Origin of the sequence: Flavobacterium sp. GSA192, from assembly GCF_006386525.1 — a bacterium.
GTDB lineage: Bacteria > Bacteroidota > Bacteroidia > Flavobacteriales > Flavobacteriaceae > Flavobacterium > Flavobacterium commune.
Window position 1 is genome coordinate 74512 of record NZ_VAHC01000004.1, and the last position, 22642, is coordinate 97153.

The 22642-nt window shown below is 34.3% G+C and carries 17 protein-coding genes; 11 read left to right on the top strand and 6 right to left on the bottom strand.

The window, feature by feature from the left end:
- Positions 1-56 precede the first annotated feature (56 nt).
- Positions 57-1307, bottom strand: a complete 1251-nt coding sequence (locus FDM27_RS09380; protein WP_140486058.1) for an ABC transporter permease — start codon at positions 1305-1307, stop codon at positions 57-59.
- 195 nt (positions 1308-1502) lie between these two features.
- Here FDM27_RS09380 and purH point away from each other — a divergent pair, with 195 nt between their 5' ends.
- From purH to rodA, 6 genes are all read left to right on the top strand, one after another.
- Positions 1503-3029: a bifunctional phosphoribosylaminoimidazolecarboxamide formyltransferase/IMP cyclohydrolase gene (purH, locus tag FDM27_RS09385; protein WP_140486059.1), complete on the top strand. Its 1527-nt coding sequence runs from the start codon at positions 1503-1505 to the stop codon at positions 3027-3029.
- A 54-nt stretch (positions 3030-3083) separates the two neighbouring features.
- On the top strand, positions 3084-4112 hold the full coding sequence (locus FDM27_RS09390; RefSeq protein ID WP_071183962.1) for a rod shape-determining protein: 1029 nt from the start codon (positions 3084-3086) through the stop codon (positions 4110-4112).
- A gap of 92 nt (positions 4113-4204) precedes the next feature.
- Entirely contained in the window at positions 4205-5032 is an 828-nt protein-coding gene (gene mreC, locus FDM27_RS09395; RefSeq protein WP_140486060.1) for a rod shape-determining protein MreC, read from the top strand.
- Positions 5025-5531 (top strand): rod shape-determining protein MreD, encoded by a 507-nt coding sequence (locus tag FDM27_RS09400; RefSeq protein WP_071183964.1) that lies wholly within the window; start codon positions 5025-5027, stop codon positions 5529-5531. The genes mreC and FDM27_RS09400 overlap by 8 nt, the downstream gene beginning before the upstream one ends.
- On the top strand, positions 5528-7465 hold the full coding sequence (gene mrdA, locus FDM27_RS09405) for a penicillin-binding protein 2 (RefSeq protein WP_071183965.1): 1938 nt from the start codon (positions 5528-5530) through the stop codon (positions 7463-7465). Before FDM27_RS09400 ends, mrdA begins: the two co-directional genes overlap by 4 nt.
- Before the next feature lie 15 nt (positions 7466-7480).
- Entirely contained in the window at positions 7481-8716 is a 1236-nt protein-coding gene (gene rodA, locus FDM27_RS09410) for a rod shape-determining protein RodA (protein ID WP_140486061.1), read from the top strand.
- Between the two features lie 11 nt (positions 8717-8727).
- On the opposite strand, the gene FDM27_RS09415 is transcribed toward rodA, so the two are convergent.
- Positions 8728-9510 carry a DNA/RNA non-specific endonuclease gene (locus FDM27_RS09415; RefSeq protein ID WP_140486062.1) on the bottom strand — a complete coding sequence of 261 codons (783 nt, stop codon included), beginning with the start codon at positions 9508-9510 and terminating at the stop codon, positions 8728-8730.
- Between the two features lie 75 nt (positions 9511-9585).
- Positions 9586-11859, bottom strand: coding sequence for a carboxy terminal-processing peptidase (locus tag FDM27_RS09420; RefSeq protein ID WP_140486063.1), 2274 nt, complete (start codon positions 11857-11859; stop codon positions 9586-9588).
- Between the two features lie 196 nt (positions 11860-12055).
- Here FDM27_RS09420 and surE point away from each other — a divergent pair, with 196 nt between their 5' ends.
- The 4 genes from surE to FDM27_RS09440 all read left to right on the top strand — a co-directional run bounded on the left by surE (position 12056) and on the right by FDM27_RS09440 (position 16580).
- Positions 12056-12835 (top strand): 5'/3'-nucleotidase SurE, encoded by a 780-nt coding sequence (surE, locus tag FDM27_RS09425; protein ID WP_140486064.1) that lies wholly within the window; start codon positions 12056-12058, stop codon positions 12833-12835.
- A gap of 79 nt (positions 12836-12914) precedes the next feature.
- Complete coding sequence (gene lpxB, locus FDM27_RS09430) at positions 12915-14030, top strand: lipid-A-disaccharide synthase (RefSeq protein WP_071186121.1); 1116 nt, start codon at positions 12915-12917, stop codon at positions 14028-14030.
- Complete coding sequence (locus FDM27_RS09435) at positions 14023-14517, top strand: C40 family peptidase (protein ID WP_071183970.1); 495 nt, start codon at positions 14023-14025, stop codon at positions 14515-14517. Before lpxB ends, FDM27_RS09435 begins: the two co-directional genes overlap by 8 nt.
- Before the next feature lie 38 nt (positions 14518-14555).
- Positions 14556-16580 (top strand): ComEC/Rec2 family competence protein, encoded by a 2025-nt coding sequence (locus FDM27_RS09440; RefSeq protein WP_140486065.1) that lies wholly within the window; start codon positions 14556-14558, stop codon positions 16578-16580.
- A gap of 9 nt (positions 16581-16589) precedes the next feature.
- On the opposite strand, the gene FDM27_RS09445 is transcribed toward FDM27_RS09440, so the two are convergent.
- The 3 genes from FDM27_RS09445 to FDM27_RS09455 all read right to left on the bottom strand — a co-directional run bounded on the left by FDM27_RS09445 (position 16590) and on the right by FDM27_RS09455 (position 21120).
- Complete coding sequence (locus FDM27_RS09445; RefSeq protein ID WP_071183972.1) at positions 16590-17051, bottom strand: thioredoxin family protein; 462 nt, start codon at positions 17049-17051, stop codon at positions 16590-16592.
- A gap of 43 nt (positions 17052-17094) precedes the next feature.
- Positions 17095-18852, bottom strand: a complete 1758-nt coding sequence (locus tag FDM27_RS09450) for a peptide MFS transporter (RefSeq protein WP_140486066.1) — start codon at positions 18850-18852, stop codon at positions 17095-17097.
- A gap of 99 nt (positions 18853-18951) precedes the next feature.
- Positions 18952-21120 carry a S9 family peptidase gene (locus tag FDM27_RS09455; protein ID WP_140486067.1) on the bottom strand — a complete coding sequence of 723 codons (2169 nt, stop codon included), beginning with the start codon at positions 21118-21120 and terminating at the stop codon, positions 18952-18954.
- Positions 21121-21300: 180 nt separating this feature from the next.
- Here FDM27_RS09455 and FDM27_RS09460 point away from each other — a divergent pair, with 180 nt between their 5' ends.
- The gene (locus tag FDM27_RS09460) at positions 21301-22620 is read left to right on the top strand and encodes a hydroxymethylglutaryl-CoA reductase, degradative (RefSeq protein WP_140486068.1); all 1320 of its coding nucleotides are present in this window, start codon (positions 21301-21303) and stop codon (positions 22618-22620) included.
- Positions 22621-22642 lie beyond the last annotated feature (22 nt).

A 22642-nucleotide genomic window follows, 5' to 3' on the forward strand; every position in this document is an offset into this window, starting at 1 on the left:
CGCAATGACTATGCGGAAAAATCTAAAATCTAAAATCTGCATTCTACAATCTAAAATCACATCCCCGTCCTAATGGCCTCCACAGGATCTAGCCTTGAAGCTGAAATAGCTGGTAAAATCCCGGAAATCAATCCAATAATCCCCGCTAAACCAGCACCTAAAAGAATATTATCCAATCCTAATACAAATTCGAAATCCAAAGCTTTAGTCAAACCAAAGGCGATTCCCCAAACCATTAACAAACCTATCAAACCACCGATAACCGATAAAATTATGGCTTCAAACAAAAACTGAAACAGGATAAATCGATTTTTAGCTCCTAATGATTTCTGAATCCCTATTAAATGGGTACGCTCTTTTACCGAAACAAACATAATATTGGCAATCCCGAAACCACCTACCAAAAGTGAAAAACCGCTTATCACCCAGCCTCCTAATTTCATACTACCAATAATCCCATCAATAAAATCAGTAAACCCGGAAAAAACATTGATGAAAAAATTGTCAATTTCGCCGGCTTTAATTCCGCGATAAGCACGTAGTTTTTGCGATATTTCCGCCTTATATTCCTCCATATCTACCCCATCTACCGGTTTGAAAATGATAACATTAGTTAGCGAAGTATTATTATCTCCAAATTTTTGTCGAACAAAATTAACCGGAATAAACACCGCCGAATCATTACTATCTCCAAAAAGTCCTGCTCCTTTTTTCTTCAAAACCCCAATTACTGTAAAACGCTGACCATAAAGCCGTACATCTTTCCCAATAGGATTAGCATCTTCAAACAAAGAAGTTGCAATTTCGTTTCCTAAAACAATAACCTTAGCTCCCGAATTAGCCTCCGATTCAGTATAAAATCGACCATCCTGAAACTCAAGTCCCTGAATATCTATAAATTCATGAGAAACCGGAACAATATTTACGTCGCTCACCAGCTTAGAATCGTATTTTATAGTCTCCCCTTTAGTAAAGATCTGGTATCCCAATTCAGCGGTATTGTTCATTGCTCCTTTCAAATAAATATATTCATCGTATTTTACATTCGGAAATTGCTCCCTCTTCCAATTTGGAATATCTGTAGGTCCAAAAGAAAATTTCATCAGGTAAATCGTATTCTTATCCAAACCACTTAAATCATTGCTAATTTTTCTATCCAAAGAATCTACAGCGGCCAAAACAGCTATGATGGAAAAAATTCCAATAGTTACTCCAAGCAAAGAAAGAAGTGTTCTTAACTTATTATTTCGCAGTGCATTTAACGCAAAAGCAAAACTTTCTTTCAATAATCGAAGATATAACAACATAAAATCTATTTTTAATAAGGTAAAATTCTGTAAATAATATTCAAAATCCTAATATAAATTTCTTTTAACACAATAAAATCCAGCTATTTCGCCATCTTCTTAAAAAAGCACAATTAAATACAAATTATCTCATTTTAAGATAGCTTAATTTTCACATTAAAAAACTATTTTTGCACTTTATAATTAAAACTATACATGAGCACATCTAAAACAATTCAGTCTGCATTAATTTCGGTTTTTTCGAAAGAAGGTCTTGAGCCTATTGTTAAATTATTACACAGTCAAAATGTTACTCTTTATTCAACAGGAGGAACTGAAGACTTTATAAAAAATTTAGGCATTCCTGTAGTTGCTGTTGAAGACATTACTGCTTTTCCTGAAATTTTAGGTGGACGTGTAAAAACGCTACATCCAAAAATTTTTGGAGGAATTTTGAACCGTCAAGACAATGAGAGTGATGTTCAACAAATGAAGGAATTCAATATCCCTCAGATTGACTTAGTAATTGTAGATTTATATCCATTCGAAAAAACGGTAGCTTCTGGAGCTAGCGAACAAGATATTATTGAAAAAATTGACATTGGCGGAATTTCTTTGATTCGTGCCGCTGCTAAAAACTTCAAAGATACCGTTATCGTTCCATCTATGAACGAATATGCTTTGTTCTTAGATATGATTACTAAACAAAACGGAGCAACAACTCTTGAAGACAGAAAATTATTGGCTACTAAAGCATTCCATGTATCTTCTCATTACGACGGAGCTATTTTTAGCTACTTCAATACTGACGAAACTATCTACAAAGCAAGTATTGCTAATGGCCAGGTATTGCGCTACGGAGAAAATCCACACCAAAAAGGATTCTTCTTTGGAGATTTTGACGCAATGTTCAAAAAATTACACGGAAAAGAATTATCATACAACAATTTATTAGATGTTGATGCTGCAGTGAATTTAATTAACGAATTCAAAACTGACGGCCCTACATTTGCTATCTTAAAACACAACAATGCTTGCGGATTAGCTTCAAGAAAAACCATTAGCGAAGCTTACTTAGCTGCTTTAGCTTGCGATCCTACATCAGCTTTTGGAGGTGTTTTAATTTCGAATACTACAATTGATGTAGCAACAGCTATAGAAATCAACCAATTATTCTGTGAAGTAGTAATTGCTCCAGCTTATGATGCTGAGGCTGTAACTATTTTACAGGAAAAGAAAAACAGAATTATTTTAGTTCAAAATGATGTTGAATTACCACAAAAACAAGTTCGTACTTGTCTTAACGGATTGTTAATTCAAGACAGAAACAACATCACAGACAATAAAAAAGATTTAACTACCGTTACCATTACAAGTCCAACGGAGCAAGAAATTGAAGATTTAATTTTTGCTTCTAAAATTTGTAAAAACACCAAATCAAACACAATTGTTTTTGCTAAAAACGGAACTTTAATCTCATCAGGAACAGGTCAGACTTCAAGAGTAGATGCATTACAACAAGCTGTTGAAAAAGCAAAACACTTTGGATTTGATTTAACAGGGGCTTCCATGGCAAGCGATGCTTTCTTCCCTTTCCCTGACTGTGTAGCTCTTGCAAAAGAAGCCGGAATTACAGCCGTTATCCAACCAGGAGGATCGATTAAAGACCAATTAAGCATTGACTATTGCAACGAAAATAATTTGGCAATGGTATTTACCGGGACACGTCATTTCAAACATTAATTTGACTAACTTTGTACGCTCCTAATTTTTAACTTATAAACCCTTAAAAAACTTATGGGATTTTTTGATTTCATGACCGAGGATATTGCGATAGACCTTGGTACCGCAAACACACTAATCATTCACAATGACAAGGTAGTTATTGATAGCCCGTCAATTGTTGCCCGTGATAGAATTTCCGGCAAAATCATTGCAGTTGGTAAAGAAGCCAACTTAATGCAAGGTAAAACACATGAAAACATTAAAACGATAAGACCTTTGAAGGACGGTGTAATCGCTGATTTTGATGCTTCTGAAAAGATGATTAGTATGTTTATCAAAAGCATACCTGCATTGAAAAAAAGAATGTTTACTCCGGCTTTAAGAATGGTGGTTTGTATTCCATCCGGAATTACTGAAGTAGAAATGAGAGCCGTAAAAGAGTCTTGTGAGCGTGTAAACGGAAAAGAAGTTTATTTAATTCACGAACCAATGGCAGCAGCAATCGGTATCGGTATTGACATTATGCAACCAAAGGGAAACATGATTGTGGATATTGGAGGTGGTACAACTGAAATTGCTGTAATTGCTCTAGGTGGAATTGTATGCGACAAATCGGTTAAAATTGCCGGTGACGTTTTCACAAATGATATTGTTTATTATATGCGTACCCAACACAACTTATTTGTTGGAGAAAGTACAGCTGAAAAAATAAAAATACAAATTGGTGCTTCTATCGAAGATTTAGAAACTCCTCCCGAAGACATGTCTGTTCAAGGTAGAGATTTGCTAACCGGAAAGCCTAAACAAGTAGATGTTTCTTATAGAGAAATTGCCAAAGCTTTAGACAAATCAATCCAACGAATTGAAGATGCCGTAATGGAAACCCTGTCTCAAACTCCCCCTGAATTAGCTGCCGACATCTACAACACAGGAATTTACCTTGCAGGTGGAGGTTCTATGCTTAGAGGATTAGACAAACGTATTTCTCAAAAAACAGATTTACCGGTTTACATTGCTGAAGACCCATTAAGAGCCGTAGTTAGAGGAACAGGAATGGCCTTGAAAAATATTGGAAAATTCAAAAGTATTTTAATAAAATAAAAGTGCTAAAGTGCTGTAGTCTATAAGTTATAGCACTTTACAAATTGAAATACATTATTCGCATATCCTGAAATTAATAATCAAACTAGAGAATGCAGCAAATATTTAATTTTATATTCAAAAACAGTACTAGAATACTGTTTTTGCTGTTATTAAGCATTTCGTTTTTACTTACGATACAGTCTCATTCTTACCATAAAAGCAGAATTATTAGTTCGGCTAATTTTTTCACAGGAGGTGTTTATGAAGAAATCAACAACATTACCGAATACTTAAATCTGAAAACCGAAAATGAGGCACTGGCACTTGAAAACGCCAGACTTAAAAGCATCCTTTTCAATACTAAAGACACCACAACTATAAAAAAACCCGAAAACCTTAAAAATGTAGGGCCAAATGATATTATAGTTTCAAAAGTAATTCATAATACTTACAACTCTCACGAAAACTTCCTGACCTTAAATTCAGGAGCAAACGACGGTGTAAAAGCCGATATGGGGGTTATTAACAGCTTAGGAATTGTAGGTATCGTTGACAGAACTTCACCCAGATATGCTACTGTAGTGAGTATTTTAAATACAAAATCGCAGATTAATGCTAAAATCAAAAAATCCAATCATTTTGGTTCATTAACCTGGGATGGAAAAAACACTGGTTTTGTACAATTAATTGACGTTCCAAGATTAGCCTCAGTTAGAAAAGGAGACACTATTGTTACCGGAGGACAATCGGTAATTTTCCCAGAAAACATCAACATTGGAACAATTGACAAAGTTTATATACAGGAAGAAACTAATTATTACGTTTTAAACATAAAATTATTTAATGACATGACCAATTTAGGTCATGTGTATATCATCAAAAGCAGAGATAAAGAGGAAGTTACTAATTTAGAAAAAGGAAACAAAAAAGATGAATAGCAGTTTGTTAGTCAATATTTTAAGGTTTATTTTATTATTAGCCCTTCAAATTCTCATATTCAACAATATGACGTTTTTAGGTTTTATAATGCCACTACCTTATATCCTATTCATTATATTATATCCTGTAAACGCTAACAGATCAGCTTTAATACTTAGTAGTTTTGCACTTGGAATCATTATGGATTTATTTTCAAATTCAGGTGGAATTCATACAGCTGCTTGCTTAATTTTGGCTTATTACAGACCTTATTTATTTAAATTTGCATTTGGGGTTAGTTACGAATACCAAACCATAAAATTAAACGAATCCTTAACTCCGGAACGATTTTCATTCATACTTTTAGCCGTGGTACTACACCATTTAACGCTATTTATATTAGAAGCCTTTCAGGTCAGTTTTATTTTAGATATTTTAATTCGATCCCTGCTCAGTACCATATTTACAATCATTAGTTGTATTATAATAATATATCTTATTAAGCCTAACAAACGATGAGAAAACTTCTGCTGCCTTCTATCATTATTGTCGCAGCATCTTTGCTACTAATTCGGATTTTTTATTTGCAGGTAATCAATGATACTTTCAAATTAAAATCAGAAAACAACGCTATTAAAATACAATACGAATATCCTGAACGAGGCTATATTTACGACCGAAACGGGAAACTTTTAGTTGCCAATCAGGCTTCTTATGATATCATGGTAATTCCAAGGGAAATTAAAAATATTGATACTTTGGAATTCTGCCAACTCTTAGATATTACCAAAGAAGATTTCATCAAAAAAATAGAAAAGGCTAAAGTTTACAGTCCTAGATTGCCTTCTGTTTTCCTACCTCAATTAAACAAAAGTGAATATGCCGCTTTTCAGGAAAAAATTAGAAAATTTGAAGGTTTTTATGTTCAAAAGCGATCACTTCGAGACTATGAAGTTGATTTTGGAGCCAATATATTTGGTTCTATAGTTCAGGTAAATGACCAAGTCATCAAAAAAAATCCATACTATAAAAGTGGTGACTTAATAGGAAAACAGGGAGTTGAAGAATACTACGAAGAAATTCTAAGAGGAATAAAAGGAGTTAAATATTTTCAAAAAGACAAATACAATCGCCTAATTGGCTCTTATAAAAACGGAAAATACGATACCATAGCTGTACAAGGAGAAGACATCAACCTGACCATTGACGCCGAAATCCAACGTTATGGGGAACAACTGATGGTTAATAAAAGAGGTGGAATTGTAGCTATAGAACCTAAAACTGGTGAAATATTAGCATTGGTTACAGCTCCTTCTTACGACCCTTCAATTCTAGTGGGTCGCCAACGTTCTAAAAACTATACCCTTTTGTATCATGATTCTATTGCAAAACCATTATACGACAGAGGTCTATTGGCCGAATACCCACCCGGATCGCCATTTAAAATTTTAACGGGACTCGTGGCACTTCAGGAAGGAGTTATTGACGAACAATTTACGGTTTTTTGCCGACATGGTTTTAGTTATGCCAGAGGACGTTTTATGAGATGTCACTGTCATGGAGGCGCATTACAACTGCATCGCGGAATCTACGAATCCTGTAATGCTTATTTTGGAACAGCCTATATGAAAACTATTAACAAATATGTAAAACCTTCTTACGCCGTTGACGTTTGGAGTAATCACGTTAAAAGTTTTGGACTAGGACAATTCATGGGCTATGACTTACCAACTGGAAGAAGAGGAAACATTCCTTCTTCTAAAACCTACAAACGTATTTATCCTAACGGAGGCTGGAGAAGCACCGCTATCGTTTCTAATGCGATTGGACAAGGTGAAGTATTAATGACTCCTATTCAACTGGCCAATATGATGGCAACCGTTGCAAACCAGGGTTATTACTACACCCCTCATATCATTAAGAAAATTAAGGGCGAAAATATTGATCCTAAATTCAAGGTTAAGCACGAAACCACTATTAACAAAGAATATTACACCCCTATAATAAATGGATTATTCGATGTTTATAACTTAGGAACAGCCAGAGGACTTAGAGTAGACGGAATTGATATTTGCGGAAAAACAGGAACCGCAGAAAATTTTGCAAAAATAGACGGTAAAAGAGTCAAACTTGAAGACCACTCTATATTTGTGGCCTTTGCTCCAAAAGACAATCCAAAAATTGCCATTGCGGTTATGGTTGAAAACGGAGGGTACGGAGCCACTATTGCAGGGCCAATCGCGAGTTTGATGATTGAAAAATATTTGAGAAAAAAAATCACCCGAACTGATTTAGAAAAAAGAATTCTGGAAAGAAGTTTGAGAGACCGATATGCCATTTTAGGAGGAATGAAAGAAGCCAATGCTATTGAAAGTACCCCTAAAGATACAATCCAAAAATACAAGGAAGCAAAAACAAACACGGCAACTGATACAACCAAAAAAATTAATTAAGCCATTCATTTACTGATGAAAAATCAAAGTGTTAAGAAAAATATTGACTGGATATGCGTTATTATCTATAGTGCATTAGTAATTTTAGGATGGCTAAATATCTATTCTTCATCGCTGTCGTCTATTGAAGATACCTACCAAAAACAATTAATTTTTATCTCTTTAACCATTCCTTTGATTTTTATGATTCTTGCCGTAGATGGTAAATTCTACGAAAAATATGCAACTATCATTTTTGGGATTTCATTATTATCTTTAATGGGATTATTTGTCTTTGGAAAAACCATTGCTGGACAACGCTGTTGGTATGCCATAGGAAGTTTTACACTACAACCCTCTGAATTTGCAAAAGCCGCAACTTCATTGGCTTTAGCCAAATATCTTAGTGATTCCCAAATTAATTTAAAAGACATTAACCGACAAGTACAAGCTTTAGCTATTGTATTTTTCCCTGTATTGCTTATTTTACCTCAACCTGACCCGGGAAGTGCACTTATCTATAGTATTTTCTTAATTGTCTTGTATCGTGAGGGCTTACCGGCATGGTATATCTGGACAGGCTTCATAGCTATCGTTTTATTTGTTTTCACCTTAATTTTCGAGCCACAATATGTCATCTTAATGGCTTTAATAACCATACTAATCGTTTATTGGAAATCACGATTAGCCGATAGAAACATTGTGGCAAGTAGTATTGTTTTTGTACTTATTTCGGGTTTTGTATTCTCAGTAAATTATGTTTTCGAAAATGTTTTTAAACAACACCACAGAGACCGTTTTAATATCTTACTTGGAAAAACAGTCGATTTAAAAGGAATTGGATACAATACCAACCAATCCGAAATTGCCATTGGATCAGGCGGTTTGTTTGGAAAAGGTTTTCTCGAAGGAACACAAACCAAAGGTGGTTTTGTACCCGAACAACACACTGATTACATCTTTACTACAGTAGGTGAAGAATGGGGGTTTATTGGTTCATTGGTAGTAATTGGCTTATTTGCGACCTTATTTTTAAGAATCATTTATCTTGCCGAAAGACAAAAAACTAAATTCAGCAGAGTCTATGGTTACTGCTGCGCAGGGATTTTATTTATCCACTTTTTTGTAAATATCGCCATGGTGATTGGGATTTTTCCAACTATTGGAGTTCCGCTGCCTTTCTTTTCTTATGGAGGTTCCGGTTTATGGGGATTTACTATTTTACTTTTTATCTTCCTTAAAATGGATGCTAATAAGGTTAATGAATGGTAGGCTAAACAAATCTATTTGGCAAGCCATAGATTCAAATCAACATTTTTTTCCAAATTATTTTCTAACTCATCATCCAGTTTAGGAAAGAAATCTATACCTGTAACTGATTCCAGTTTGTCAATAGAAACCACATAATTGTATATTGATTGACTGCTTTTTTCATTGGGAACTAAAAAAGCAAGCACCTTATATTTCCCTTTTGAATTACACAACAAAATCTTGTAAAAATAATTAGGAACAAATACCTTTTCTTTACCTATTGCTTTTAAATTCCCTTTCAAAACTCCTCCGGTAATAACAAAAAGACCATCATTCTTTACAGCCCAAAAACGTACTTTCTGTTCTAACCGGTTCCAAATTCCTGAATTAAAAGCATGATTTTGAGGACTAATATTGGATGTAAAAAAAGTATCATTATAGGCAATTATATCAAATTCCATATCGGCAGCAGGACACAAATGCCCTTTATCATAACCTGATTTTTTATAATTTCTCCAATCAGCTGATTGTGTTTTCACCTTAGGATCTTCAATAAAAAAAGGGCGTTTAAAATCGCTTTTCTTAATCTGATTTTTCTTTAATTCATAAGCAACCCATTCAGCTTGTTCTGCTTTTTCACTATACGATAATGTATAATATTGATGCTTTACAATTTGTGAAGTTGTTGATTTTGGCAAATAGAAATTCAAATCGCCGGATTTAGACAATGCTGTCTTTTGTTGAATACCATATTGCTGAGAAGTCCAAAATACACCAGCAAACAAAATGATTCCGTAAAAAAACCTAAAATTCATACCGCTTATTTTAAATAAAAAAGCTCTGAAAATCAAACTAATTTCCAGAGCAAATTCTTTTTTAATATTACTAAATTAATACGTTTTAGCTAATTTTTGCTTCTTCATAGTATTAGTAGTAGCAGGGGCTATAGATTTTTTCAAATTCACTTTCGTTTGCAAATCATCTAAAACATTTAATGCTTCTTCTACATAAATATCTTTAGCCAAACTTTCATGCCAACGATCTCTCTTTTCTTTTAAAATATTGTCTTTACCCATTTGTTCCGTTTCATAAGGCAAAGAAGTAAATTTTAAATTGTTTTTATAATCAGAAATAGGCTTGAATTTCTTCGCCTTTTCCTCGATAGCCGTTTGCGCTTTTCTGAATTTATCAATATTCAGACTGTATTCATTTTCGTCACTACGAGTATCAATCCATTTTGCATTTTCCTCAATTAACTTAAATTGTGGATTAGCTGCAATACGTTCTTTACTGTGCAAAATAGCTTTAGCAAAATTACTGTTGTTATTCCAAACAGTATAATCAGCGGCATCAATTTTATCCCAAGGCATAGCATTTTCAACATCGCGCTCACCCATTTTTAAATAAGAATAACGATCCGGCATTACAATATCGCTACTTACACCTTCTAATTGTGTAGAACCTCCATTGATTCTGTAAAATTTTTGAGTAGTGGTTTTAAGCGCACCTAAATCACCTAACTCATTACTGCGCACAAACTGATTCAAATCAATCACATTTTGAACCGTTCCTTTTCCGTAAGTTTGCTTACTGCCTATAATAACGCCACGTTTGTAATCCTGAATAGCGGCTGCTAAAATCTCAGAAGCTGAAGCCGAGAAGCTATTCACCATAATTACCAATGGTCCATCCCACTCTATTTTTTTGTCTTTATCATACAAAACTTCTTTCTTTCTACCAGCCGATTTTATTTGAACAATTGGTCCTTGCTCAATAAATAATCCGGCAATATCCACAACGGTAGATAAAGAACCACCACCATCATCACGAACATCTAAAACAATACCATCAACCTTAGCTTCTTTTAATCGAGCTACTTCCTGAGCAATATCTTTTCCTGCATCTCTTCCGTCTTTATTTTCGAAATTGATATAGAATTTAGGCAAATAAATCACCCCATATTTCAATCCGTTTTTGTTAACGATACTTGATTTAGCATAGGTTTCTTCGATTTCAACAATATCTCTAATAATCGAAATTACCTTAATAGTTCCATCTACTTTTTTGATAGTCAAACGTACTTCGGTACCTTTTGGCCCTTTAATTTTCTTCACCACATCATCCAGACGCATCCCTACCACATCTACCGGCTGACCTTCGCCTTGCGCAACTTTCATCACAATATCACCTGCTTCTAATTGTTTTCCTCTCCAGGCTGGTCCTCCCGAAATCAATTCAGAAATTTCAGTGTATTCATTTTTCTTTTGCAAACGCGCACCAATACCTTCTAATGTTCCACTGATACTAACATCAAAACGTTCTTTTTCTTCCGGAGCAAAATAATTAGTATGCGGATCAAAACGAGCGGTAATAGAATTAATATAAACCGAAAACCAATCGTTACGGTCTAAATCTTTCATAAATCCAAAATATTCATCCAAAGATTTTGAAGTACTTTCTCTGGTTTCTTTTTCCAATTCTTCAAAAGATTTTGGTTTACTATCAGCTGGCAAAACTTCTTTTTTTACTTCCTGAACAACATCCTCCGGATTTTCCAAAGGGTTAGAAAGAATAGCCGCTTCTTCTTTAGAAAGCTTTCCTTTGTTTTCCTGCATTTTTAAACGATCGGTCAATGACGAAAGCGTAGTTAACTTTAACTGTTTTCTCCAACGTTCTTTTAATTCAGCATCCGTTTTAGCATAAGGTGCTTTCTCGTAATCCGTATTGAAACTCTCATCTATCGTATAATCGAAAGGATTCTTCAAGATTTCCTTGTAAAACCCCTGACTTTCCTTCATTCTTTGCATCAAACGATCGTAAGTTAATGTAAAAAAAGTTAAATCTTTATTCATCAATTCATCGTCAAGTTCTAATTCGTACTTAGAAAACTCTTCAATATCTGATTGTAAAAAGAACCTTTTTGATGGATCTAATGCCTGAATATAATCTTTATAAACTCCTTTAGAAAAAGTATCATCTATAGCCGATGGACTATAATGTCCTTTCTCAATAACAAAAGTCAGTAATTCTAAAAGTAATTTATCTTTATCAGGATTGGTTTCAGAAGCCGAATTTATTTTAAAAGCAAACAATGTTACTGATAAAAAAGCAACGACAAGAAGTATTTTATAATTTCTCTTCATAAGACTAATAATAGTATTCATCTAATTTTTTAAACTAAGTTACAGGAAAAACCAAGCCAACAATGATAAGGCTTCCATAATTTTTTGTTAAAGATATAAAATTGTTTTTTTCTTAATAACAATAATCATGCAACTAAATAAAATTTGTTTACTTTGTTGAAAAAAGTAGTATTTTATTCTTTTTTAAAGTCCAAAAAAATCAGCTAATCAACTTCCAATGAACAACAACAAACCCTTAATTCTAGTTACTAATGACGATGGTGTTTCGGCTCCCGGAATCAAAGCCTTAATTGAAGTGATGTCCGAAATTGGAGAAATTGTAGTGGTAGCTCCGGACAAACCACAAAGCGGAATGGGACACGCCATCACCACTAATGAAACTTTATATCTCAATAAAATTTCAACCGAAAATGATGCTATTAGCATTTACAGTTGCTCAGGAACTCCTGCCGACTGTGTTAAAATTGCCACTAATGAAGTTCTGAAAAGAAAACCTGACTTATGCGTTTCGGGTGTGAATCACGGTTCGAATTCTTCGATAAACGTGATATATTCCGGAACGATGAGTGCGGCTATTGAAGCCGGAATCGAGGGAATTCCTGCCATTGGATTTTCACTTTTAGACTTTGACTGGAATGCTGATTTTGAAGCTATCAAACCTTTTATTCGAAAAATAACCGCCGAAACTTTAAAAAAGAAATTACCACAGGACGTGGTTTTAAATGTTAATTTTCCAAAATTAAAGCAAGAAGAAATCAGAGGAATTAAAATTTGCCGTCAGGCAAAAGCACTTTGGATGGAAAAATTTCATAAAAGAAAAACGCCTCAAGGTCGCGATTATTACTGGTTATCGGGCGAATTTGTAAACCAGGATCAAGGCGAAGATACAGACGAATGGGCATTAAATAACGGATATATTTCTATCGTTCCTGTGCAATTTGATTTGACTGCTTATCACGCCACACAGCAACTCAATACCTGGAATTGGAACGAATAATTTAAAAGAACAGCTTTATTTGATTCCTCAGGATGGAATAGTTAATTTTGATTTCCGTTTTAAAAAGAAACTGCATACAATGAAATACTACATTATAGCCGGAGAGGCATCAGGTGATTTACATGGTTCTAATTTGATGAAATCACTTTTGGAGCAAGATTCTAATGCTGAAATTCGTTTTTGGGGAGGCGATTTAATGCAGGCTGTAGGTGGAACTTTGGTCAAACATTACCGCGATTTGGCTTTCATGGGTTTTGTAGAAGTACTTTTTAATTTGAAAACCATTTTAAACAATATCAAAATCTGCAAAGAGGATATTAGTCAGTTTCAACCTGATGTGATTATTTTTATAGATTATCCCGGTTTTAATATGCGCATTGCCAAATGGGCTAAGGAAATTGGAATTAAAACACATTATTACATTTCGCCACAAATTTGGGCCTGGAAAGAAAGCCGAATCAAAGCTATCAAAAGAGATGTCGATAAAATGTATGTGATATTGCCTTTCGAGAAAAACTTTTACGAAGACAAACATCATTTTCCGGTAGAATTTGTGGGACATCCATTGATTGATGCTATTCAAAATCAAAAACCAATTGATGCAGCCGATTTTAAAACCGAAAATAATTTAGATGAAAAACCTATTATTGCCTTACTTCCGGGAAGCAGAAAACAGGAAATTACCAAAATGCTTTCGGTAATGCTTAGCGTGGTGGATGATTTTCCGGATTATCAGTTTGTAATTGCTGGAGCACCGAGTCAGGAATTTGCTTTTTACGAGACTTTTATCAGCAATAAAAACATTAAATTCATTTCTAACAAAACCTATGATTTATTAAAAATTGCTCACGCTGCCTTAGTCACTTCGGGAACTGCCACCTTAGAAACGGCACTTTTTAAAGTCCCGGAAGTAGTTTGCTACAAAGGGAATTCCATTTCGTACCAAATTGCAAAACGCATTATTACTTTAAAATACATCTCATTAGTTAATTTAATTATGGATAAAGAAGTGGTAACCGAATTAATTCAGGACGATTGCAATACTAAAAACATCAAAAAAGAGTTAACTAAAATACTGGATCCGGAATACCGCAAGAATTTGTTAGCTCAATACGATGCTTTAGAACAAAAACTGGGCGGAAATGGTGCCAGTAAAAAAACAGCTCAATTAATTATTGCCGATTTGAATGCGTGAAACAACTCTTTTAAAACCGTACTTTTTTCTAATCCTGATTGCAATTTTTTTTACTTCTTGTAAATCGACATCAGGAACAACCAGTAAATCATCTGCTAATCTGGCTCAAAAAATAATCAATACAGCATCCGAAAATTTGGGTGTGCCTTATAAATATGCCGGAACAACAAAATCCGGTTTTGATTGTTCGGGATTGGTTTTTTCGACCTTTAATCAATACGATATCAAACTGCCTCGAAGTTCAGCCGAGCAATCTAAAGTGGGAATTGATTTAGGAAAAAATATTTCGAAAGCACAAAAAGGGGATTTAATCTTTTTTAAAACCAATAATCGAAACCAAATCAACCATGTGGGTATTGTAACCAATGCCAAAGACGACGAACTGGAATTTATTCATTCCTCTACTTCCAGAGGTGTTATAATTTCCTCAACCAAAGAATCTTACTACGACAAAACTTTTGCCCAACTGAATAGAATTTTGCCATAAAAAAACACAATACAATAGAAAATTCGTACTTTAGAATAATGAAAGTATTCGAATTTCCTTTGGCAAAAATCACACTAGCTTTCCTGCTGGGAATTCTGATTGCATTCTATTTTCCTCTAAATCCGAAATGGATTTTCGGACTTCTTGTTGTATTCCTACTCTTGCTATCTGTTTTGTTTTATCAAACAAAAACCAACCAAAGCACAAAGAATTATTTCTCTATCCTTAGCTACTTTATTTCCCTTTTAATCGGAATGAGCAGTTTGATTGTACAAACGGATTCTTTCCGGGAGAACAACTACAGTAATCACAACACTGTTTTTGAAAAAGAGCATAGCATTACACTAATTCTGAGAGAAAAATTAAAAAATACAAAATACAACCAACGTTACATTGCATTAGTTCAAAAAATCGACAATAAAAATTACAGCGGAAGAATTTTATTAAACATTCCAAAAAATATATCTAACACATTTGAAATTGGGACAATACTCAATATCAAAGGGCATTTACAGCAAAACAAAAAGCCCGACAACCCTAATCAATTTGACTACGGCAACTATCTCAATAACAAACAAATTTATGCCCAACTCTATGCGATTCCGGCCAATATCAAAGTGAGTACTGAAGTCAAAAAAGACATTTGGTTTTATGTTGCTCGACTCAATTCCCGAATTAGCCATAATTTAGAAGAATCGCATTTTGACAAAACTGCTTTAGCCGTCGCTTCTGCATTGATTTTAGGTCAAAGGCAAGACATTGCTCCCGAAATTATTCAGGATTATCAATATGCAGGAGCGGTACATATTTTATCGGTTTCGGGTTTACATGTGGGGTTTATTTTTCTGTTAATCAAATTCCTGTTAAGCCCAATTCCTAATACCCGAAAAGGGTCTTTTATAAAATTAACAACAACTTTACTAAGCTTATTTCTCTTTGCGTTAATTGCCGGTTTGTCCCCTTCCATTATACGTTCGGTTGTTATGTTTTCCTTTGTTGCCATTGGATTACACCTTCGAAGAAACGTGAATATCTATCACACTTTGTTAGTATCCATGTTGCTAATATTGCTTTTTCAGGCTTATTTTTTATTTGATGTTGGTTTTCAACTCAGTTATTTGGCTGTGTTTTTCATAGTTTGGTTTCAGCCCATTCTATCCAAAATTTGGCAACCCAAAAACAGAATATTAAAATACAGCTGGGATATTATCACGGTTTCATTTGCGGCACAAATAGGCACTTTACCATTAAGTTTGTATTATTTCCATCAATTCCCCGGATTGTTTTTTATTACTAATTTGGCAGTGATTCCATTGGTTAGTATCATTATGTTTTGGGGAGTTGTTGTCATGTCTTTTGCTGCAATAGGACTTACCGCATTTTGGCTGACAAAACCTTTGGAATGGAGTATTATTTTACTCAACAAAATCATCAATACTATTGCTTCTTTCGAACAATTCATCATCAAAGACATTCCCTTTAACTTTGTATTACTTACAACTTCTTATCTTTTCATTTTAGCAATAATCATTTGGCTAAAAAAACCGAATTTTAACAAACTTATATTTGTTTTATGTGCAATTATCGGCTTGCAATCAGCCTATTTATTCAATCAATGGAAGATTCAAAATCAGGAAGAATGGATTGTTTTTAATCAAAAAAAGAAAACACTAATTGTACAACGTCAAGGAAATGACGTTCATCTATATTCGAATGATAGCGCTTCCGCAAAAAACAAAATGCTACACTCTTACTTTCTTGGTAATTTTAGCCAGATAAAAAAACAAAAAACACTAAGTCACCTGACTTATTTTAAGGGAAATAAAATCTTGCTTTTGGACAGCATGGGTATTTTTCCAAAAAACATAAAACCGGATATTGTATTACTTACTCAATCCCCTAAAATTAACTTAGACCGAATGCTTTTATCCTTAAAACCTAAAATAGTTATTGCCGATGGCTCAAATTACAAAAGCTTTTTAAAACAATGGGAAGCGAGTTGTGAAAAACAAAAAATCCCTTTTCACGCTACTGCCGAAAAGGGATTCTTCCAATTAAACTAAGTTGTATTTTTATTTCTGATTCAAAATTCCGTTAGCTACTTCCAGCCAGGCCACCGGACCACCAGCTACATAACCTGTTTTTCCTAAACCACCAAAACTTGGTTTCCCATCTTTAAACTGAGGTGTAGCAAACCAAACCGTTGGATATCCTTGTACTCCGAAAGCATTTTGTAATCCGTAGTTTTGCTGTTTGAGCTCTTGTGTTTGTGGTACAGATCTAGGATAATCTAATTCTACTAATATTACTTTTTCTTTTGCCCATTTAGTAAACTCCGCGGTTTTCAGTACTTCTTTTTGCAAACGAATACACCAACCGCACCAGTCGCTTCCTGTAAAAAACAACAACAAAGGTTTTTTTTCTTTAATTCCAATTGCCATAGCTTCTTTAACATCAGTATGCCATTTAAGCTCCTGAGCTTGCATTGAAACCAGACCTAAACAGAAAATGGCAATTAAATATATTTTTCTCATTTTTATTTTTTATCGAATTCACAACAAATATAATACCTAAATTTTATTTCACACCGTGCATTAACTTTTTCATAAGAGGATTTAATGCTATCACTATTAGTCCTGCAACAGAAGGCACTACAGTAAATATTAAAAAGAAAGTTGACAACGAATAAGTATTAGTAATATTCTCGATTTGTCCTCCCAAAACTGCTGCCAATTTACTACCTATTGCAATGGCCAAATACCACATACCAAACATAAAAGCAACCATACGGGCAGGAACTAATTTAGAAACATACGACAATCCTACAGGAGATAAAAACAATTCCCCAATAGTATGAAATAAATAAGCCAACACCAACCAAATCATCGACACTTTTACGCCCGTACTTATCCCATAAGATCCATAAGCCAACAATCCAAATCCAATAGCCATAATAATTAATCCCAAACCATACTTAGCCGAAGCTGGCGGATTGTACTTACTATCCCAAAGTTTAGAAACGGTAGATGCCAAAGCAATAATAAAAAAGGAATTCAAAATCGAGAACCAACTCGGGTCAATCTCAGAAGCTTCTTTGCTAAATTCATTATTCAGCATCCAAATCGAAATACCCCAAACCATTAAAAAAGTAATCGCTAATACAATGTTAGATATGGTTATCTTTTTCCAGGTTTGCTTAGCCAATAAAAATAGAACCACCGAAATAATAATTAACGGAACTACAGTTAACAAAGTATTGATGGAATTAAAAACCGTCAAAGAAGTTCCTTCTAAACTTCTATCCACATTGTCTCTTGCAAAAAGCACTAAAGAAGATGCTGCCTGTTCAAAAGACATCCAGAAAAAGATAGTAAAGAATGCAAAAACAATCACGGCAATCATTCGATCTCTAACAACTGTGGTATAGCGCAACAAACGCGAGATAACTAAATATAAAAACAATAATAAGCCAACAAGAATTACAAAAATAGAACCATCAAGTCCATTCACTGTAAAAGGAAACAAATTGATTCCACCAATTTTAGAAAGCGGATCATTAAAAGCATACAACAAACCAATTACAGTAGAAAATACTATCAAAGCATAATCTATAGTTGTAAAAGGATTTGGTTTGTCATCAGGATCATTCAAAAGTCTTGATTTTGCCACAGCTGCTTCTCTTTTTTCTTTCGAAGGAACATCACCAATACCTCCAAATAATGGCTTTGCCATCCAAAACTGTAAAGTTCCTAAAAGCATAAAAACACCCGCTAAACCAAATCCCCAGCGCCAACCTAAATTAGAAGCCAAATAACCACAAAGCATCATTCCAAAAAAAGCTCCTGCATTAACTCCCATATAAAAAATAGTATAAGCACCATCTTTTTTCTCTGGAAAAGCTTTATACATTTCGGATAATATCGAAGTCATATTGGGTTTAAAAAAACCGGTTCCAATTACTAACAATCCCAAACCTAAATACAACATAAAAGGAGTATCCAGAAACATAGCAACATGTCCTAAAGTCATGATAATAGAACCCACAACAACAGCCCAACTGTAACCAATGTATCTATCAGCTATAATTCCTCCAAAAATAGGAGTGATATATAAAAGCAAAGCGTAAGTTCCGTATAAAGCTCCTGCGTTTTCGGCATTCCATCCCCAACCCGGATTTACTCCTGAAACAGAAGCTGTCAAAAACAAAATCAACAATACCCGCATTCCGTAGAATGAAAACCGTTCCCACATTTCAGTAAAAAACAATACAAATAATCCCGCAGGATGTCCTAAAACGGTGCTTTTAAAAAAATTATCTTGAGTATCCTGATTCATAAATGAGATGTTAGTGGGTTGGTATTTCTAATGGTAATTTTGGGGAATTAAAAATTCTAATCCAAATATACTTCTAAAATTCTAACTTCTTAATTTGAATTATAGATTTTCCTTTATAAAATTAGTCATCTTATTAAACAATTGAATTCGGGTCATTCCACCGTAAATCCCGTGATTGCAATCGGGATAAATTTGGGAATCAAATTGTTTATTGGACTTAATCAAGGCATTCATCATTTCCATCGAATTTTGAACATGCACATTATCATCGGCACTACCATGAATCAAAAGGTATTTTCCCTTTAAGCGATTTGCAAAATTAATTGGCGAATTATCATCATAACCACTAGCATTTTCCTGTGGAGTGTGCATATATCTTTCGGTATAAACCGAATCATAAAAGCGCCAATTGGTAACCGGAGCTACGGCAATTGCCATTTTAAAAATGTCATTTCCTTTCAAAATACAATTCGAAGCCATAAATCCGCCATAAGACCAACCAAAAATTCCAATTCTGGATTTGTCAACATAAGGATAATTCCCAATAACTTTTGCCGCATCAATCTGATCTTCCACTTCGTATTTCCCTAGTTGTAATTGCGTTACTTTCTTAAATTCGGCACCTTTATAACCGGTTCCTCTACCGTCCACACAAACGATGATGTACCCCTCTTGCGAAAGCATTAAACACCAATAATCATCCAGAGAATTCCATTTATTAGCCACTTGTTGTGAACCCGGCCCGGAATATTGCGTCATAAAAACAGGATACTTTCTAGAAGCGTCAAAATCTTTCGGCTTGATAATCCAGGCATTCAATTCGTTGCCTTTGTCTGTTTTTAGAACAAAAAACTCTTTTGTTGGTAAATTAAATCCTTTTAAAGAATTGGATAAAGCAGCATTATTTTCAATTACTTTTAATTCTTTTGCTGATTTTACTTCGTTTAAAGTGTAAGTTGTAGGCTGACTCGCACTGGAAAAAGTCCGAATATAGTAATCAAAATTTGGACTGAAAGTCGCTTCATTAGTTCCTAATTGATTAGACAATGCCACTTTTTTATTGCCTTTCAATCCTATTTTATAAACACCTCGGTTAATTGAACCATTTTCGGTTGATTGATAAAAAATAGTATTGGTTTTTTCGTCCAAACCATAAAAAGCAGTCACTTCCCAATTCCCTTTGGTTACTTGATTTTTTAATTTCCCCGTTTTATCATAATAGTAAATATGATTGAATCCATCTTTTTCACTAGTCCAGATAAAACTGTTGTCTTTTAGAAAAGTAAGGTTATTAGTTATGCCAACATAAGCTTTGTCTTTTTCATTCAAAACCACTTTTTTAGCAGCTGAATTTCCATCAATAAAAAGTAAGTCTAAATTATCCTGATGACGATTTAAAATCTGAGCTGACAACACATTGGCATCATTAGTCCATCGCATTCGGGCAATATAAAAATCGGAATAATTGCTCAAATCCACCGTTTTAGAATCTTTCGAAACTACATCAAAAATATGCAAAGACACTTCCGAATTTTTCTCTCCTGCTTTTGGATATTTAAAAGTCTGATTAACAGGATACAATTGTTGACCAAAAATATTCATTGAAAATTCAGGCACTTGTGATTCGTCAAATCGAATGTAAGCTATCTTTTTGCTGTCAGCAGACCAATCAAAAGCGCGTACAAATTCAAATTCTTCCTCATAAACCCAATCACAAATTCCGTTAATAATGACATTTTTCTTCCCATCAGTCGTAATCTGGCTTGTTGTTTTTGATGCTATATCATATACATATAAATTATTTTCTCGGACAAAAGCAATCTTCGCTCCATCAGGTGAAAAAGTAGCTTCCTGAATTTGGAAGTCGAATAATAGTGTCAATTCTTTTTTCGAAATATCATACAAATAATAATCAGCAGTTGAGGAACGACGGTAAATAGGGGAAGAATTGCAAGCCAATAAAAGCATTTTTTCATTCGAGTCAAAAGTATAACTGTCAATCGTTGGCATGTCTTTATGATCTTTAGTATCGATAATGGTGGCTGTTTTTTGCAAAGTAGCAAAATCAAACAAATCAATATGTGTGGACTGTGCCGCCTGATTGTAATTCAAAACCGTATATTGATTGGTTTTTTTTAACGAATGCAACTCATCCATATCCTGAGTTCGAAACATTCCGCGATAAATAGATTCAACTGTTATTTTTTGTTGTCCAGAAACACTCAGTGTCAACAAAAACAAAACCAAAGGCAGCAACTTATAATTCATAATTCAAAGACTAAATTAAACACATTCAATGTTAATAAAAAAATCACAATTATCTCACATTTAATTCATCTAAATGCAGTTGGTAAATTAACAATATATCTTATTATTGACACTAAATTAATGGCAAATAAAAAGCTGAAAACGTATCTTTGCGCCTCATTACACTATAATCCACTGAAAATGAACAAAGCCGTAGCAGGATTCTCTAAATTATCGAAAGAAGAAAAAATAAACTGGATAGTCTCAGCCTATTTTTCAAATCCGGAAAATGCCATCCAATTATTAAAAAAATACTGGAACAGCGACGAAAAACTCCAAAAACTACACGATGAATTTATAGAAAACACTATTAGTAATTTCTATATTCCACTGGGTGTTGCTCCTAATTTCCTTATCAACGGAAAATACCATACGATTCCAATGGCTATCGAAGAAAGCTCTGTTGTTGCTGCTGCTTCTAAATCGGCTAAATTTTGGGCAAGCAGAGGCGGTTTTAGAACTACGGTAATCAATACCGAAAAAATCGGTCAGGTACATTTTATGTACAAAGGAGATGTTTCTAAACTGGAATTATTTTTTGTTCAAACCAAAGCTAAATTTTTCTCAGAAACAGAACATTTGACCAAAAATATGCAACAACGTGGTGGTGGAATTCTAAACATTACACTGGAAGACAAAACCGCTTTATTGTCCAATTATTTCCAACTTCATGCTACTTTTGAAACTAAAGACAGCATGGGAGCTAATTTTATCAACTCCTGCTTAGAGCAGTTTGCCAATATCTTAAAATCAGAAGCTCAGGCATACGAAATCTTTACCGAGGAAGAGAAAAATATCGAAGTAGTGATGAGTATTCTTTCGAACTATGTTCCAAATTGTATCGTGAGAGCCGAAGTTTCTTGTCCAATAGAAGACTTAGCCGAAAAACACATCGATAATCCACAAGCTTTTGCAGAACGTTTTGTTCAGGCAGTTCAAATTGCCGAAGTCGAACCTTTTCGCGCTGTAACACACAACAAAGGCATCATGAACGGTATTGATGCCGTAATCTTAGCCACCGGAAATGATTTTAGAGCCGTAGAAGCCGGAGTTCATGCTTATGCTGCCAAAGCCGGTCAATACAGCAGTTTGTCTCACGCCAAAATAGAAAACGGAATTTTTAGTTTTTGGCTCGAAGTCCCTTTAGCATTAGGAACTGTAGGAGGATTAACGAGTTTGCATCCTTTGGTTAAACTTTCATTGGAAATGCTCGAAAATCCATCTGCCGGAGAATTAATGGAAATTGTTGCTGTTGCAGGATTGGCACAAAATTTTGCTGCATTACGTTCGTTAACTACAACAGGAATTCAGGATGGACATATGAAAATGCATCTGAATAATATTTTGAACCAATTTGAAGCCACCGCCGAAGAACGTCATTTGGTACAAAAACACTTTAAAAATCATGTGGTATCGCACAGCGGAGTCGTCAATTTTATTGAAAGTATCAGAAAACAATAGCACAGCGATTTTAATTCAATTC

Bases quoted from the DNA above. Each gene is read 5' to 3' on its own strand.
- FDM27_RS09380 (WP_140486058.1), bottom strand. From the start codon at position 1,307: ATGTTGTTATATCTTCGATTATTGAAAGAAAGTTTTGCTTTTGCGTTA.
- purH (WP_140486059.1), top strand. From the start codon at position 1,503: ATGAGCACATCTAAAACAATTCAGTCTGCATTAATTTCGGTTTTTTCG.
- FDM27_RS09390 (WP_071183962.1), top strand. From the start codon at position 3,084: ATGGGATTTTTTGATTTCATGACCGAGGATATTGCGATAGACCTTGGT.
- mreC (WP_140486060.1), top strand. From the start codon at position 4,205: ATGCAGCAAATATTTAATTTTATATTCAAAAACAGTACTAGAATACTG.
- FDM27_RS09400 (WP_071183964.1), top strand. From the start codon at position 5,025: ATGAATAGCAGTTTGTTAGTCAATATTTTAAGGTTTATTTTATTATTA.
- mrdA (WP_071183965.1), top strand. From the start codon at position 5,528: ATGAGAAAACTTCTGCTGCCTTCTATCATTATTGTCGCAGCATCTTTG.
- rodA (WP_140486061.1), top strand. From the start codon at position 7,481: ATGAAAAATCAAAGTGTTAAGAAAAATATTGACTGGATATGCGTTATT.
- FDM27_RS09415 (WP_140486062.1), bottom strand. From the start codon at position 9,510: ATGAATTTTAGGTTTTTTTACGGAATCATTTTGTTTGCTGGTGTATTT.
- FDM27_RS09420 (WP_140486063.1), bottom strand. From the start codon at position 11,859: ATGAATACTATTATTAGTCTTATGAAGAGAAATTATAAAATACTTCTT.
- surE (WP_140486064.1), top strand. From the start codon at position 12,056: ATGAACAACAACAAACCCTTAATTCTAGTTACTAATGACGATGGTGTT.
- lpxB (WP_071186121.1), top strand. From the start codon at position 12,915: ATGAAATACTACATTATAGCCGGAGAGGCATCAGGTGATTTACATGGT.
- FDM27_RS09435 (WP_071183970.1), top strand. From the start codon at position 14,023: ATGCGTGAAACAACTCTTTTAAAACCGTACTTTTTTCTAATCCTGATT.
- FDM27_RS09440 (WP_140486065.1), top strand. From the start codon at position 14,556: ATGAAAGTATTCGAATTTCCTTTGGCAAAAATCACACTAGCTTTCCTG.
- FDM27_RS09445 (WP_071183972.1), bottom strand. From the start codon at position 17,051: ATGAGAAAAATATATTTAATTGCCATTTTCTGTTTAGGTCTGGTTTCA.
- FDM27_RS09450 (WP_140486066.1), bottom strand. From the start codon at position 18,852: ATGAATCAGGATACTCAAGATAATTTTTTTAAAAGCACCGTTTTAGGA.
- FDM27_RS09455 (WP_140486067.1), bottom strand. From the start codon at position 21,120: ATGAATTATAAGTTGCTGCCTTTGGTTTTGTTTTTGTTGACACTGAGT.
- FDM27_RS09460 (WP_140486068.1), top strand. From the start codon at position 21,301: ATGAACAAAGCCGTAGCAGGATTCTCTAAATTATCGAAAGAAGAAAAA.